At 29.3% G+C, this 15,546-nt stretch carries 13 protein-coding genes; 6 read left to right on the plus strand and 7 right to left on the minus strand.

From position 1 onward, the window contains the following. Positions 1–40: 40 nt before the first annotated feature. From Q0776_RS07280 to Q0776_RS07290, 3 genes are all read right to left on the minus strand, one after another. On the minus strand, positions 41–262 hold the full coding sequence (locus Q0776_RS07280; RefSeq protein ID WP_298366527.1) for a DUF2795 domain-containing protein: 222 nt from the start codon (positions 260–262) through the stop codon (positions 41–43). Positions 263–354: 92 nt separating this feature from the next. Further along, positions 355–927, minus strand: a complete 573-nt coding sequence (locus tag Q0776_RS07285; protein WP_298366528.1) for a cob(I)yrinic acid a,c-diamide adenosyltransferase — start codon at positions 925–927, stop codon at positions 355–357. Between the two features lie 38 nt (positions 928–965). After that, positions 966–1,742 carry a class I SAM-dependent methyltransferase gene (locus Q0776_RS07290; RefSeq protein WP_298366529.1) on the minus strand — a complete coding sequence of 259 codons (777 nt, stop codon included), beginning with the start codon at positions 1,740–1,742 and terminating at the stop codon, positions 966–968. Between the two features lie 157 nt (positions 1,743–1,899). Here Q0776_RS07290 and Q0776_RS07295 point away from each other — a divergent pair, with 157 nt between their 5' ends. Next, positions 1,900–2,619, plus strand: a complete 720-nt coding sequence (locus Q0776_RS07295) for a polysaccharide biosynthesis/export family protein (RefSeq protein WP_298366531.1) — start codon at positions 1,900–1,902, stop codon at positions 2,617–2,619. Positions 2,620–2,624: 5 nt separating this feature from the next. After that, on the plus strand, positions 2,625–5,084 hold the full coding sequence (locus Q0776_RS07300; protein WP_298366532.1) for a tyrosine-protein kinase family protein: 2,460 nt from the start codon (positions 2,625–2,627) through the stop codon (positions 5,082–5,084). Here Q0776_RS07300 and hutI read toward each other — a convergent pair whose 3' ends face one another. Continuing rightward, positions 5,085–6,326, minus strand: a complete 1,242-nt coding sequence (gene hutI, locus Q0776_RS07305; RefSeq protein ID WP_298366533.1) for an imidazolonepropionase — start codon at positions 6,324–6,326, stop codon at positions 5,085–5,087. It lies immediately after the preceding gene. Positions 6,327–6,480: 154 nt separating this feature from the next. On the opposite strand from hutI, the gene pta reads away from it, so the two are divergent. Next, entirely contained in the window at positions 6,481–8,571 is a 2,091-nt protein-coding gene (gene pta, locus Q0776_RS07310; RefSeq protein WP_298366535.1) for a phosphate acetyltransferase, read from the plus strand. A 1-nt stretch (position 8,572) separates the two neighbouring features. Beyond that, positions 8,573–9,763 carry an acetate kinase gene (locus Q0776_RS07315; protein ID WP_298366537.1) on the plus strand — a complete coding sequence of 397 codons (1,191 nt, stop codon included), beginning with the start codon at positions 8,573–8,575 and terminating at the stop codon, positions 9,761–9,763. 33 nt (positions 9,764–9,796) lie between these two features. Here the strand turns inward: Q0776_RS07315 and Q0776_RS07320 are convergent, their stop codons facing one another. After that, positions 9,797–11,251 (minus strand): T9SS type A sorting domain-containing protein, encoded by a 1,455-nt coding sequence (locus Q0776_RS07320; protein ID WP_298366539.1) that lies wholly within the window; start codon positions 11,249–11,251, stop codon positions 9,797–9,799. A gap of 243 nt (positions 11,252–11,494) precedes the next feature. Next, the gene (gene fumC / locus Q0776_RS07325; protein WP_298366541.1) at positions 11,495–12,880 is read right to left on the minus strand and encodes a class II fumarate hydratase; all 1,386 of its coding nucleotides are present in this window, start codon (positions 12,878–12,880) and stop codon (positions 11,495–11,497) included. A gap of 280 nt (positions 12,881–13,160) precedes the next feature. Here fumC and Q0776_RS07330 point away from each other — a divergent pair, with 280 nt between their 5' ends. Beyond that, positions 13,161–14,768 (plus strand): fumarate hydratase, encoded by a 1,608-nt coding sequence (locus tag Q0776_RS07330; RefSeq protein WP_298366544.1) that lies wholly within the window; start codon positions 13,161–13,163, stop codon positions 14,766–14,768. Between the two features lie 170 nt (positions 14,769–14,938). After that, positions 14,939–15,103 (plus strand): hypothetical protein, encoded by a 165-nt coding sequence (locus Q0776_RS07335; protein WP_298366546.1) that lies wholly within the window; start codon positions 14,939–14,941, stop codon positions 15,101–15,103. Positions 15,104–15,169: 66 nt separating this feature from the next. Here Q0776_RS07335 and Q0776_RS07340 read toward each other — a convergent pair whose 3' ends face one another. Beyond that, on the minus strand, positions 15,170–15,517 hold the full coding sequence (locus Q0776_RS07340) for a hypothetical protein (protein ID WP_298366548.1): 348 nt from the start codon (positions 15,515–15,517) through the stop codon (positions 15,170–15,172). Positions 15,518–15,546: the final 29 nt, after the last annotated feature.

Below are 15,546 nucleotides of genomic sequence, written 5' to 3' on the forward strand. Positions count from 1 at the left end.
AAAAAAAAAGCCTCGACAGAGACTTTTTTGAATTTTAATATTAATATTCATCTTCATTCCAGAGATAATCATCTTCGGAAGGATAATCTGGCCATATTTCAAGGATAGACTCAAAATCTTCATCAGCATCTTCAATTTCCTGAAGATTTTCAACAACCTCTAAAGGTGCTCCTGTTCTAATTGCATAATCAATCAACTCATCTTTTGTTGCCGGCCAAGGTGCATCTGATAAATATGATGCTAATTCTAATGTCCAATACATATTGTTTCTCGTATTAAATTTGGTGCAAAAATAATTTTTTTACTCAAAAATCCAAGCTAATTCTTACTTTTTTTTACAATTCAAAGAACTTATTATTTTTTCTCTGGAATCCAAGGGATTTCTTGAGCGTTATTATCAATAGTCAATTTTCGTGCCAGTACAAATAAATAGTCAGAAAGTCTATTTAAATAAACCAATATTTGTGTATCAATTGTTGATTCATCGGCTAATTGAGTGCTAATACGTTCAGCTCTTCTGCAAATGCAGCGTGAAATGTGACAATATGACACTGTTGTATGTCCTCCTGGCAAAACAAAATTCGTCATTAGAGGTAAACTTTCGTTCATTATATCAATTTCATTTTCTAAAAGTGTTATTGAAGATTCATTAATTTTATTAATATTTAATCGTTCTTTTCCACTTTTTAAAAATTCTTTTTCAGGTGAAGTGGCAAGCATTGCACCTAAAGTGAATAATTCATGTTGTATTTTAAGTAAAATTTTAAAAGAATTTTCATCAATTTCTTGATCTCTAATTAATCCAATATATGAATTTAGTTCATCAACCGTTCCGTATGCTTCAATTCTTAAATTATATTTAGGAACTCGAGTTCCTCCAAATAAGGATGTTTTTCCCTTATCACCAGTTTTTGTGTATATTTTCATAATGCAAATTTAATTATTATAAAGAAAGTAAACCAACTTTAAACTCTAATTGTAAAATGCTCTTTAGCTTGTTCTTTTCTAAAAAAAACAATTCCCCAAAAGTGTGTATTAATTGTCACTGTTACTTTTGGGTGTGTTTTAATTTCATTCCAAGCTTCTTGCATTTCCAAGGACCAATTAATATCATCAAAAATAAAAACCGAGTTGTTATGAATATTTTTTAAACATGTTTTAAAGTATTTTAACGTAGCTACTTTTTGGTGATTGCCATCAAAATATACTAAATCGAATTTAGTTTGTTTAACTACAGTTTTTAAGGTGTTTTCAAATTCACCTACTACCAAATTTATATTTGAAAAATTAAATGTTTCAAACATTTTTTGTGCTTCAGTAGCAGTATTTTTACAACCTTCTAAAGATATTATTTTGATGTTAGGGTTTGCAATGCTCATTGCGACAGAACTTAATCCTAATGAAGTTCCAATTTCTAAAATTGTATTTATTTCAAGATATTTTATTAATCTATTTAATAACATAGCTTTCTTTTTATTAATTCCTGCAATTTTTGCAATCTTAGAAACTTTTCTATTATTAGATTTAAATACCTTTGATCCTTTTCCAAAATCTTTTACATTAATAACGTTATCATTGTTTTTATAGTAATTTAATAAAGATTGGAAGGATTTTTTATGATTTAAATTTGATTTTAAATTAAAGCATTTAGTTACCAAGCCATAAACAAATGGAGAGTGAACCCCATGTTTATTTGTAGACTTTAAAAGAAATAAAAGGTAGGATTTTATTTTAAACCACATATGTTATATACTATATTGCGAAATTAGTAGAAAAATTATTTTAAACCACTATTAAAAATTATATTTGTCTAACCTAGCTATATTGTACTTTATGAAGAAATTTTTACTGGCCATAACTTTAATTATTTGTTTTTCGTCTTGTATATCTACAAAACAAATGACCTATTTTCAAGGCGAACCAATAAGCAAAACAGAACTTTATAAATTAAATAATGAACCTTACAGACTTCAGATAAATGATGTTTTATATATTGATATAAAGGCAAATAATTCGGAAATTGTTTCAATGTTTAAAAGTGGGCAAACTAATTCGGGTTCTAATAACTCTATGAACGGGCAAAATTTATACTTTACAGGATATTCGGTAGATAGACATGGAAATATAAGAATTCCATATTTAGGAGATTTAAATGTTTTAGGCTATACAGAAAAAGAAATTAGAATAAAAATTGAAGACGAACTAGGTAAGTTTTTCAAAAACCCTGAGCTTATTTTTGTTACGGTTAAATTAGCAGGTATAAATTTTGTTGTTACCGGTGAAGTAGGATCTCCAGGATCCATAAATTTAGCTCAAAATCAAGTTTCAATAATTGATGCCATTTCTAGCGCAGGTGAAATTTCACCTTTTGGGAATAGGCAAGAAATAACAATAATTAGAAAAACAATTGATGGTGTAAAAAGATATAAATTAGATTATACGAAGATAGAAATATTTGAATCGGAAAATTTTTATTTACAACCTAATGATATTGTTTATGTTGCTCCATTAAAACAAAAATCTTGGGGAACAGGTACCACAGGATTACAAACTTTTTCAACGGCAGTTACAATATTATCGTTTCTTGTAAGTTCGGTTTTACTTGTTAAAAATTTATAATAAAAATGGATAATAAGTTTAATTTAAGAGAAAATACAAGCGAGCATATATCTGATATAAAAGATTATCTTATTAGAATTGTTGCAAATTGGAAATGGTTTGTTTTAGCCATTATAATTGCTTTGTCAATTGCATATTATGTAAATATTTCTGCAGAAAAAATTTATGGATTAACAACCACAATTGAAGTAAAGGAAAAACAAAACCCACTATTTTCAACAGGTACAAATATAGCTTTTAATTGGGGTGGGGTAAGTGATAAAGTTGAATCTATTAGAAAAGCATTAACATCTAGGTCGCATAACGAAAAGGTTATTAGAAAATTAGATTTTTTTATTGATTATTTTCAGGAAGGAAGATTTAGAAAAGAGGACGTTTATGGAAAAACTCCATTTAAATTAGTTTTACAACCCAACCAATATCAACTTTTAAATTCGTTTATAAAGATTCAATTAATTGATGATGAGAATTTTAATTTATCTGTTGAATTTGATTCTGAATTAAATTATAAACTGATTAATTATAAAGACGAAACTTTAAAAGATTTTAATCCTGAATTAACAAGTTTTTCTCAAAATTTTTCATTTAATGAATATATAAATACGCCATTTTTAAAAGGTCAAATAGAAAAATTAAAGGGATTAAATTCAAATATAAATAATGTTTACTTTTTAAAATTAAATTCAATTAATAATGTAACAGGTAGGTATAAAAATGTTAGGGCGAAAGGTTTATCTGGTACTTCCTTAATTGAACTTTCTTTAACTGGGACAAATAAAAATAGAATTGTAGATTACCTAAATGAAACCGTAAAGGTATTGGCCCAACTTGAATTAGAACAAAAAACTAATTATGCGCGTAGCACTAAACAATTTATTGATGATCAGTTTAAAAACACTTCTGATACCTTAAAATTAATTGAAAAGAATATAGAAAAATTTAAACAACAACATTCCATATATAATTTATCTGCTCAAGGAGGTGAAATTTTTACGCAAACAACAGGGTTAGATAAAATGCAAACCCAGTTGATGGATAGAGTTGCCTATTTTAATAATTTAGAGAGTTATATTAAATCAAATACCAATTACACCACTATTCCTGCTCCTGCAATAATAAATATTGAAGATGCTTCTATATCTGCAATGGTTGGAGAATTAACCAAATTGTCAATTGAAAATGAACAACTATCTAAAGAAGTTACTGCAAATCACCCTTCAATAAAATTAAAAAAGCAGGAAATTGAAACTGCTAGAACAGTGCTTCTTGAAAATTTAACATCATTAAAAGAAGCAACTTTAGTTAATTTAGAAAATAGTAGAAAAAGACTTAGCACATATAATTATCAATTAAATAAACTTCCTAATAAAGAGCAAAAATTGTTAAACTATCAAAGAAAATATAGTTTAACAGAGTCTAATTATGTTTTTCTTATGCAAAAGAGATATGAAGCAGATATTGCAATTGCCGCAAGTGTTTCGGATATATCAATTTTAGATTCAGCCAAAGATACAGGACAAAGTTTTATTTTACCTCGAATTTCTTTTAACTATATGATAGCTATATTATTAGGTGTTATTGTTCCTTTATTTATAATAATTGCAAAAGAGATTTTTGACAATAAAATTTATACTGCTGAAGATATTGAGCGCTTAACGCCTATTCCAGTATTAGGAGTTATTGGAAAAAGTTTAGCAATTAATAATTTGGCTGTGTTTTTAAAACCAAAGTCTACTGTTGCAGAATCTTTTAGAGCAGTACGTTCAAATATTCAGTTCTTATTTGACAGAAGTTTAAAAGATAAATCTAAAACTATTGTTGTAACTTCTTCTGTAAGTGGGGAAGGAAAAACATTTATTTCTATTAATGTAGCTACGGTATTTGCTTTGGGAGGTAAAAAAACTATTTTGGTTGGTTTGGATTTAAGAAAACCAAAAATATTTGGTGATTTTGAGATTTTAAATGATACAGGTGTTGTTAATTACTTAATTGGAGAAGCTGCAATATCGGATATAATTCAGAATACAAAAGTTCCAAATTTAGATGTTATAACTTCTGGACCAGTTCCACCAAATCCTTCAGAATTATTAATTAATCAAGCAACTGAAGATTTAATTAATACTTTAAAAAAGGAATACGATTACATTATTTTAGATACACCTCCAATTGGTTTAGTTAGTGATGCCTTAGAATTATTGAGGTTTGCAAACTCCACAATTTATGTATTAAGACAAGGCTATTCTCAAAAAGGAATGTTAAAAATGATTAACGAGAAATACAAAAAAGAGGAAGTTAAAAAAATAAGTATTGTGTTAAACGATTTTAAAATTAAATCGAAATATGGATATGGCTACGGTTATGGTTACGGATATGGGTATGGCTATGGTGGTTATGGAAAATATTCTAATGGTTATGTAAGTGCTGAAAAAACTTCATTTTTTAAAAAATTATTTAAACGCAAGTAGTTAAAAAATCATCTCTTTTCCTTCGAGATAAACCTTTTCAATTTGATGATTTCCAAATGAATAAGGAATAAAAGCATAGCTAGGAATATTTTTTGTAATTATTAAGTTGGCTTTTTTTCCTTTACAAATAGAACCATGTGTATTTTCAATTCCCATGGCATATGCACCGTTTATAGTTGCCGCATTAATGGCTTCCTCTGGATTCATTTTCATTTTTATACACGCAGTTGATATAACAAAATTCATATTACCTGAAGGAGTTGAACCAGGATTGTAATCTGTTGCTAAGGCCAATGGTAAACCCGCATCAATCATTTTGCGTGCGGGAGTATATGGAATACTTAAAAAATATGAACACGAGGGTAATGCAACGGGCATTGTTTTGCTGTTTTTAAGACTTTCAATATCTTCATCACGCATTTCTTCCAAATGATCAACCGAAAGAGCGTTAAATTCTACTCCAGCCTGAACACCTCCAAAAGCATTAAACTGATTTACATGAATTTTAGGTTCCAATCCATACTGTTTTCCGGCCTTTAAAATACGTTTTGTATCTTCTATACTAAAATATCCTAATTCACAAAATACATCTATATAATTGGCTAGTTTTTCATGTGCTACCGACGGAAGTATATCCTTAATAACAATATCTAAATATTCCTTTTTATTATTTTTAAATTCTAAAGGTATTGCATGTGCTGCTAAAAAAGTAGACTTTATTGTAATGGGGTAGTTGGCATTTAGTTTTTTAATTACTCTTAGCATTTTTAACTCGGCATCCTTAGTTAAACCATAACCCGATTTTATTTCTACCGCACCTGTACCCAATTTTATTATTTCTTCAACTCTTTTTGCCGATTGTTCATAAAGCTCTTGTTCTGTTGTATGTTGAAGCTGTTTAGCCGAATTTAAAATACCACCACCATTATTTGCAATTTCCTCGTACGAAAGTCCATTAATCCTATCAACAAATTCTTGCTCTCTATTATTAGCATATACAATATGTGTATGGCTATCACACCAAGTAGGTAGCACTGTTTTATTTTTTAAATTAATGGTTTTATCAAACTTATTAGGTTGTAAATCTTCCATTCTCCCAAAATCTAAAATAAATGAATCTTTTATAACCAAATACGCATTTTTAATAGTTGGAAGTGTTTTCATCTCTGCTCCAGAAACCATTTTTTTTGGAAAATCTTCAACTTGAATTAGTTCTCTAATATTAACAAATAAAGTCGTCATATAAATTAAATATTGTTAATCAAAGATAAATATATTTTACAAAGTGAACTATTTTGTTAAATTTATTGTAAATTGGTTAACCAATTTGAAAAAACAAGACTAATTAGTATTGAATTGTGAATGTTTGAATTATATTTGCACAAAAAAATAAAGAATGAGTAAAGCCATTTATATTGCCACAAGTGAAGCCAACAGTGGTAAATCTCTTGTTGCGTTAGGTTTAATGAGTGTTTTGTTAGGGAAAACTGCAAAAGTAGGGTATTTTAGGCCCATTATTGATGATGTTAAAAAAGGTGAAAAAGACAATCATATAAATACCATTATATCCCACTTTGAATTAGATATTAATCCAGAAGATGCGTATGCTTTTACGCGTAAGGAATTTATTAGTAAGCGTAATAAAGGAAAGGAAGGGGAAATATTCGACACAATTATTGAAAAATATAAAAATTTAGAAGATCAAAACGATTTTGTATTGGTTGAAGGAAGTGATTTTTCAGGAGAAGGATCGGCTATTGAGTTAGATGCAAATATTGAAATTGCAAAAAATTTAGGAATTCCAGCAGTAATTGTTTCTCCGGGTGTAGGCAAAACTTTGGACGAGTTTGTAGAAGGTTTACATTTAGCATATGATTCTTTTAAAGAAAAAGAAGTAGAAGTATTGGCGGTTATTGCAAATAAAGTTCAAGATGTTAATATTGAAATTGCAAAAAACGGCTTAAAAGATAATTTACCAAGTAATATTTATGTTGGTGTAATACCTTTAATTGCATCCTTAAAAAATCCTACAGTAAAAGAAATTGCAGATGCCATTGATGCCACTATACTGTTTGGAGAGGAAAATATTAACAACCAGACGGCAAGTTTTAGTGTAGGAGCAATGCAATTGAGAAACTATTTAACTCACTTAAAAGATAATAATTTAATAATTACACCAGGAGATAGAGCTGATATTATATTAGGAGCCTTACAAGCAAATATTTCAACTAATTACCCAACTGTATCTGGAATTGTGTTAACGGGAGGATTAAAACCAGAAGAATCCATAATAAAACTAATTGATGGATTAGCGCAAATTATGCCAATTTTATCAGTTAAAGAGGGTACTTTTGGTACTGCAAATAAAATTGGAGCAGTAAGATCTCATATGTATGCTGGAAATACTCAAAAAATATTAACATCGTTGAATATTTTTGAAAAACATATAGATGTTGATAAACTAACCGAAAGACTAGTTACCTTTAAAAATGAAGGAATTACTCCTAGAATGTTCCAATATAACTTAGTTAAACGTGCCAAAAAATCTCGTAAGCATATTGTTTTACCAGAAGGAACAGATGATAGAATATTAACCGCTGCAGCTCGTTTAATTGAAACAGATATTGTTGATATTACAGTTTTGGGCGATTACGATCAGATTTCAGATTCAATAATACGATTAGGTTTAACCGTAGATATTGATAAAATGAATATCATTAATCCTGTTCAATCTGAGTTTTATAAAGATTTTACTGAAACTTTGTTCGAATTAAGAAAAAACAAAGGTTTAACAATTGATATGGCTGAGGATTTAATGGGAGATGTTTCCTATTTTGGAACAATGATGGTTCATAAAGGATTAGCAGACGGAATGGTTTCTGGTGCTGCCCATACTACTGGCCATACTATATTACCGGCTTTACAATTTGTAAAAACAAAACCAGGAGTATCTGTTGTGTCTTCAGTATTTTTTATGTGTTTGGAGGATAGAGTATCAGTATTTGGAGATTGTGCTATAAACCCAAATCCAAATGCAGAACAATTAGCGGAAATAGCAATCTCTTCAGCCGAAAGTAGTTTAAATTTTGGTATTGATCCTAAAATAGCAATGTTATCTTATTCTTCTGGAGCTTCAGGAAAAGGAGCCGATGTTGATATTGTAAGAGCGGCAACTGAAATTGTTAAACAAAAACGACCAGATTTAAAAGTTGAAGGGCCAATACAATATGATGCAGCAGTAGACCCTAAGGTTGGTAAAAGTAAAATGCCAAATTCTGAAGTTGCAGGACAAGCAAATGTTTTAATTTTCCCCGATTTAAATACAGGAAACAATACTTACAAAGCAGTACAGCGTGAAACCGGAGCATTGGCAATTGGACCAATGTTACAAGGTTTAAATAAACCTGTTAACGATTTAAGTAGAGGATGTACAATAGACGATATTTTTAACACAGTAATATTAACAGCAATACAAGCACAAGAATAAAATGAAAATTTTAATAATAAATTCGGGTAGTTCTTCAATTAAATATCAATTGTTTAATATGCCTTCTGAAGAGGTTATTTGCTCTGGAATTGTAGAGCGTATTGGTTTGGAAAATCCAAAAATAAAATACAAATCTAATTCAGATGAGATTGAAAGAGTATGTAGAATAGCAAATCATAAAGTTGGTTTAGAAAAAGTAGTTAAATTTTTGTTAGATGCTGAAGTTGGTGTTATTAAATCTACGTCCGAAATTTCAGCAGTTGGCCATAGAGTTGTTCATGGTGGTAGTACTTTTTCTAAAACTGTTGTAATAAACGAAGAAGTAAAAACAAAAATTAAAGATTTGTTTTCATTAGCTCCACTGCATAACCCGGCAAATTATGAAGGTATTGTAGTTGCCGAAGAAATTTTTCCAGAAGCAAAACAAATTGCTGTTTTTGACACAGCTTTTCATCAAACTATGCCAATTGAGGCTTATAAGTATGCAATACCAAATAAATTTTTAGATGAATTTAGTATTCGTAGATATGGTTTTCATGGAACAAGTCATAAATATGTAGCCGAAAAGGCCATAGAGTATTTAGAAGGAAAAAACTGTTCTAAAATTATTACTATTCATTTAGGTGGTGGCTGTAGTATTACCGCAGTAAAAGATGGTAAAAGTATCGATACTTCTTTAGGTTTTGGACCTGTTGCAGGATTAATTATGGGAGGAAGAAGTGGAGATATTGATTCTTCAATTATTTTTCATTTAGTAAATAATTTAGGTTATGAATTAAATGAAGTAAATAATATACTTCAAAAAGAAAGTGGTATGGTTGGATTAACAGATGGTTTATCCGATTATAGAGATATTGAAGCGGAAGCAGAAGCTGGTGATGAAAAATGTCAATTGGCTTTAGAAATGGCAGCCTATAGAATTAGACAATATTTAGGTAGTTATATTGCTGTATTAAATGGAGTAGATGCAATTGTATTTACTGCAGGAGTTGGAGAGAATTCTGTTCCTATGCGTAAAATGGTTTGTGAAAACTTAGATTTCTTTGGAATAGATATTGATCTTGAAAAAAACAATATGAAAGCTAGAAAAATTGAAGAAATTCATACTTCAAAATCAAAAGTTAAACTTTTGGTTATCCCAACTAATGAAGAGTTAGAAATTGCTAAACAATCTTTTGAACTGTTAAATTAATAATTATAAATAATAGTAGTATAATTTTTTAAATTATACTACTATTATTCTTAAATGCACCATATTAGAGTTATTTATAATTCTAATAAAATATAATCCTTGTTTTAGATTAGAGAGGTTTATTTGGTTTTTTGAATTAAGAAGAACTTTAGAAAAAATTAAGCTTCCTTTTGTATCATAACAATATACTTTTGAATTACCATTTAATTTTGTTAAATCATAATATAAATTGTTATTATAATAAAATAACTGAATTTTAGTTTTTAGTATTTCATTATTATTACTTAATGTAGTACGTTCAGTGGATTCAATATCAGTACATGGTTCTATGTAGGTCCAATTACCACTATTGGATTCAGGAGTTTTATTAACGGTACTATCATGAATACATTCATATATGTTACCATTAGAATATACTAAATCTCCAGTTTCATAAAAATTCATTGGATAGTAATTTTGTACTCCGCAGTATCCATAATTTATAGTAGGGCAAGCACTTCCATCACTTTTAACACCTTCATTACAATCTCCAGAATATTGCCAAGTACTGTTGTCACCTGGTTTTTCCCCAGGATTTGCATAATTTCTATTTTCCCAAGTTTTACAATCATAATACACTTGTGTTCCATTTGTTGGATAAGTTATATTTGAATTATAGTCAGGAACCCGACAATTAAGGCTTAAATCAATATTACAATATGGAATTTCTTCACAAAACCCTAATGAAATCCATACAGCATCTTCTCCAGGTGTTTTACCTCCAATATCCCATAGGTTTTGCCAGATTAAGCAATCATAATATACTTTACTGTTAGCAATATATCCCATTAATGGATCATATTCTTGAGCTCCGCAAAAAGTAGGAGGAGGGCATTCAGCTCCTTCTTCGCAATAAGAAACATATTCCCATGGGCCATACATAGTTCCTGGTTTGTCATTTTTTACATTTCGGCTTGCAATCCAAATGGCACATTCTGAATATACAATTGTTCCTGTTGAATAAGGAATTGTACTATCATATTCATATGCATTACAATAAAAATTAGGTTTAGAACACTCACCTCCAGAACTACTATCACTACAATAATCAATAAAACGCCAAGCCCCATAAAGTTCTCCTGGAGTTTCACCTTGAGTCCAATATTTACTTTCCCATATTTTACAATCATATAGTACTCTTGTTCCATCAATATTGTAGGCTTTAGAAGCACTGTATTCTAATAAACCGCAATTTAATTCTTGTGCTTTAACCTGAGTTTCTATTTTTTTTGAAGAATTAAAGTTATTTAGACCTAAAATAGAAATTATACTTGTATCAATTTCTATAATAGTCTTGCTAAAAGAAGTTTTTAATAATGAATTATAATTTGTAGCTAAATCTTCTTTAAAAACGGTTTGCAAATCAATATAAGAGTGGGAATTTATTTTTCCAAACACCATTAACATTATAGAAAATAAGATTAGAAATTGGGGCTTTCGATTGTACATAATTTAACTATGTAGGGTTAATCATTATAAAAGTAGGGAAAAAATGGACAAGAAAAAATATTTTGAACAAAAAAAGACTAAATAGTATTATTAATTTAATAATTAAACCAATTATATCTTAAAAAAATCGAAAAACAATCAATTTCAACTTTTAAAATAGTTTATATTCTAAATTATTAGGTTTATTAAAAAAGTCGGTAAAACCTAATTTACCGACTTTAATATTTGTTAAAATAATTGTTTTTAAATCATATTTTCTGGTTTTACCCAAGCATCATATTCTTCAGGGGTAACATACCCCAATTTTACAGCTTCTTCTTTTAAAGTAGTTCCATTTTTATGCGCATTATTTGCAATTTCAGCGGCTTTATAATAACCTATTTTAGAATTTAATGCAGTTACCAACATTAATGAATTATTAACTAATTCGGCTATTCTAGAATGGTTTGGTTTTATTCCTTTAACACAATGTTTTTCAAAACTAGCACAAGCATCTCCAATTAATTGAGCGGATTGTAAAAAGTTAGAGGTTATAACTGGCTTAAAAACATTTAATTCAAAATGTCCTTGTGCACCAGCTATTGTAATTGTTACATCATTTCCCATTACTTGTGCGCAAACCATTGTTAAAGCTTCACATTGTGTGGGATTTACTTTACCTGGCATAATTGAACTTCCGGGTTCATTTGCAGGAATAATTAATTCTCCAATTCCAGATCGTGGGCCAGAAGCCATCATTCTAATATCGTTTGCTATTTTATTTAAACTAACTGCTAATTGTTTTAAAGCACCGTGAGTTTCAATTATTGCATCGTGAGAGGCTAATGCTTCAAATTTATTTTTGGCGGTGATAAAAGGTAATCCCGTATATTCAGCTATTTTTTTTGCAACTAAAACATCATATCCTTTGGGAGAATTTAAACCAGTTCCAACAGCGGTTCCTCCCAAAGCTAATTCCGCTAAATGTGGTAAAGTGTTTTTTAGAGCTTTTAATCCATGATTTAATTGAGAAACATAACCCGAAAATTCTTGACCTAAGGTTAACGGAGTTGCATCCATTAAATGGGTTCTTCCAATTTTAATAATAGTTGCAAATTCTTCAGATTTTGATTTAAGTGTATCGCGTAATTGTTCAATTCCAGGAATGGTTGTGTTAATTATCATTTTATAACAAGCTATATGCATTGCTGTAGGAAAAGTATCGTTACTCGATTGCGATTTGTTAACATCGTCGTTTGGATAAATAAATTTGTCATTTTCACCAACAACTTTTCCCATTAATTCTTGAGCACGATTGGCAATTACCTCGTTAATATTCATATTGGTTTGAGTACCAGAACCTGTTTGCCATATTACTAATGGAAATTGATTATCTAATTTTCCTGCTAAAATTTCGTCACAAACTTTTGAAATTAAACTTGTTTTTTCTTTAGATAAAACACCTAACTCACAGTTTGTACGTGAAGCTGCTTTTTTTAAATAAGCAAATCCATAAATAATTTCTAAAGGCATAGAAGAAGAAGGTCCAATTTTAAAATTATTTCTTGAACGTTCCGTTTGAGCTCCCCAATATTTGTCTAAGGGAACTCTTATAGATCCCATAGTATCTTTTTCAATTCTATATTTCATAAAAAATAATTACTTTATAAATTAGCTTACTTCTAAATTAAATATAAGCATTAATTTTTTAAATTATTGATAAGCATAAAATGGCAGTAGTTAAAAAGGAAAAAGTTATGTACAAGTTTTTGTTGAAATTAAACTTATTTTTGTTTACTTCTGATAAATGTCATTTTCTTGCTGTTTTTCTAACTATAAAAGATAAATAAACCTTTTTTTTACTAACTTTTTTCTTCTTCAATTGTATATTTGCAAGAGTAAAAAATGAATTTCAATAAAAATATATAAGATGTCTGAATTTAAATACCAAAAACCGTTTCCTATTACAAAGGACACGACAAAGTATCGTTTGTTAACTAAAGACCACGTTTCTGTAGTTGAGTTTGATGGACGTAAAATTTTAAAAGTATCACCAGAAGGAATTGAGTTACTTTCCCAAGCTGCATATCACGATGTATCTTTTTACCTACGTGCTACTCACTTAGAAAAATTAGAGACTATTCTTAAAGATCCAGAAGCAACTGATAACGATCGTTTTGTAGCTTATACAATGTTGTTAAATCAAATGGTTACAGCAGCTGGCGAATTACCAACTTGTCAAGATACCGGAACTGCTATTTGTGTGGCTAAAAAAGGTGAAGATGTTTACACAGGAGTAAATGATGCTGAATATATTTCAAAAGGTGTTTACAATACATACCAAGAAGATAATTTACGTTTTTCTCAAATTGTTCCACAAACAATGTTAAAAGAGAAAAATTCTGGAAATAATCTTCCAGCTCAAATTGATATTTATTCTGAAACTGGAGATAAATATGAATTTTTATTTATAACTAAAGGTGGTGGTTCAGCAAATAAAACATATTTGTACCAAATGACTAAGTCTTTATTAACTGAAGAAAACTTAACAAACTTTATTAAGAAGCATATTATGGATTTAGGAACATCTGCATGTCCTCCTTACCATTTAGCATTTGTAGTTGGTGGAACTTCTGCTGAAGCAAACTTAGCAACAGTAAAAAAAGCATCTGCAGGTTATTTAGATCATTTACCAACTGAAGGAAACGATGGCGGACAAGCTTTTCGTGATCTTGAGTGGGAAGAAAAAATTACAAAAATTTGTCAAGAAAGTGGAGTAGGAGCTCAATTTGGAGGTAAATATTTTGTACACGATGTACGTGTAATTCGTTTACCTCGTCATGCTGCATCTTGTCCAGTTGGATTGGGTGTTAGTTGCAGTGCAGACCGTAATGTTAAAGGTAAAATTACTTCGGAAGGAATTTTCTTAGAACAATTAGAAAAAAATCCAGCACAATTTTTACCAAAAGAAGCACCGCACCTAAAAGATGCTATTGAGTTAGACTTAGATCAACCAATGGAAAAAATTCGTGAAGAGCTTTCAAAACATCCTGTAAAAACACGTTTCAGTTTAAGAGGTACCTTAATTGTTGCTCGTGATATGGCACACGCAAGAATTAGTGAAATGCTTGCTAATGGCGAAGAAATGCCTCAATACTTTAAAGATCATCCGGTATATTATGCAGGACCAGCAAAAACTCCTAAAGGAATGCCTTCAGGAAGTTTTGGGCCAACAACAGCAGGTAGAATGGATCCTTATGTAGATCCTTTCCAAAAAGCTGGAGGAAGTATGGTAATGGTGGCAAAAGGTAACCGCTCACAACAAGTTACAGACGCTTGTAAAGCTAATGGAGGTTTTTATCTTGGTTCTATTGGTGGACCTGCTGCAATTTTAGCTAAAAACAGTATTAAATCTGTTGAAGTAATTGACTTTCCTGAATTAGGAATGGAAGCGGTACGTAAAATTAGAATTGAAGATTTTCCGGCATTCTTATTAGTAGATGATAAAGGAAATGATTTCTTTGCTGAATTTAAATAATTAGCAAATTTAAATTATTAAAAAATTAGACATTAAAGTGGTAAAATTCTTTAGTGTCTTTTTTTTGTTTAAAAATATGAGAATTATCATTAAAAAATTAGAAAAGAGTGTTATTAATTCAAAATAAATTTTAATTTTGCGATATATTATAAAAAATAAATAAAGGTACTATGGATTTATCTCAATTTTCAGGTTTTTTAGTTTTCTTAACAATATTTACAATGGGATTTTGGTTAATGATTTTCTTATTAACTTTTGTTATTCCTTATTGGTTAGTTGGTTATTTTAGAGAAGCTTGGAAATATAGAAAAGGTGAACCAGTAAAAAAAGATTAATTTCTTTTATATAAAACAAAAAAAGCGACTATTCAGTCGCTTTTTTTTGTTTACAATTTGTGATTACTATTTTTTCTTTTGGCTCTTTTGAAATGCTGAAATTGCTTGGATTACAGCTTTACCTTTTTCTTTACCTAATAATTTGTTAAAGCTTTTGTTTCTGTTTTGATTCAATTCTTTCATCTTCGCCTTTTTATCTTCGCCGGTTAAAGCTTTAATAGCTTTTTTTTCTGTGGCAAGTTTTGTCATAATGTCTTTAACACCTGCCGTTTCATCTGCAGATAAAGAAACTTCATTTGAAACATAAGTTACTACTTTATCAATGTAAGATGCTTTTTTTGCTTTTTGAGCAAAACTACTCTGCACCGTTAAAAATAAAATAGTAACGCATAAAATTGTTTTGATTGTTTTCATATAAAATTATTAAAATTAATTATATTAAA

This window comes from uncultured Lutibacter sp. (genome assembly GCF_947495725.1).
Classification (GTDB): Bacteria; Bacteroidota; Bacteroidia; order Flavobacteriales; family Flavobacteriaceae; genus Lutibacter.

Coding starts and splice junctions, on each gene's coding strand:
- Q0776_RS07280 (WP_298366527.1), bottom strand. CDS start 262: ATGTATTGGACATTAGAATTAGCATCATATTTATCAGATGCACCTTGG.
- Q0776_RS07285 (WP_298366528.1), bottom strand. CDS start 927: ATGAAAATATACACAAAAACTGGTGATAAGGGAAAAACATCCTTATTT.
- Q0776_RS07290 (WP_298366529.1), bottom strand. CDS start 1,742: ATGTGGTTTAAAATAAAATCCTACCTTTTATTTCTTTTAAAGTCTACA.
- Q0776_RS07295 (WP_298366531.1), top strand. CDS start 1,900: ATGACCTATTTTCAAGGCGAACCAATAAGCAAAACAGAACTTTATAAA.
- Q0776_RS07300 (WP_298366532.1), top strand. CDS start 2,625: ATGGATAATAAGTTTAATTTAAGAGAAAATACAAGCGAGCATATATCT.
- hutI (WP_298366533.1), bottom strand. CDS start 6,326: ATGACGACTTTATTTGTTAATATTAGAGAACTAATTCAAGTTGAAGAT.
- pta (WP_298366535.1), top strand. CDS start 6,481: ATGAGTAAAGCCATTTATATTGCCACAAGTGAAGCCAACAGTGGTAAA.
- Q0776_RS07315 (WP_298366537.1), top strand. CDS start 8,573: ATGAAAATTTTAATAATAAATTCGGGTAGTTCTTCAATTAAATATCAA.
- Q0776_RS07320 (WP_298366539.1), bottom strand. CDS start 11,251: ATGTACAATCGAAAGCCCCAATTTCTAATCTTATTTTCTATAATGTTA.
- fumC (WP_298366541.1), bottom strand. CDS start 12,880: ATGAAATATAGAATTGAAAAAGATACTATGGGATCTATAAGAGTTCCC.
- Q0776_RS07330 (WP_298366544.1), top strand. CDS start 13,161: ATGTCTGAATTTAAATACCAAAAACCGTTTCCTATTACAAAGGACACG.
- Q0776_RS07335 (WP_298366546.1), top strand. CDS start 14,939: ATGGATTTATCTCAATTTTCAGGTTTTTTAGTTTTCTTAACAATATTT.
- Q0776_RS07340 (WP_298366548.1), bottom strand. CDS start 15,517: ATGAAAACAATCAAAACAATTTTATGCGTTACTATTTTATTTTTAACG.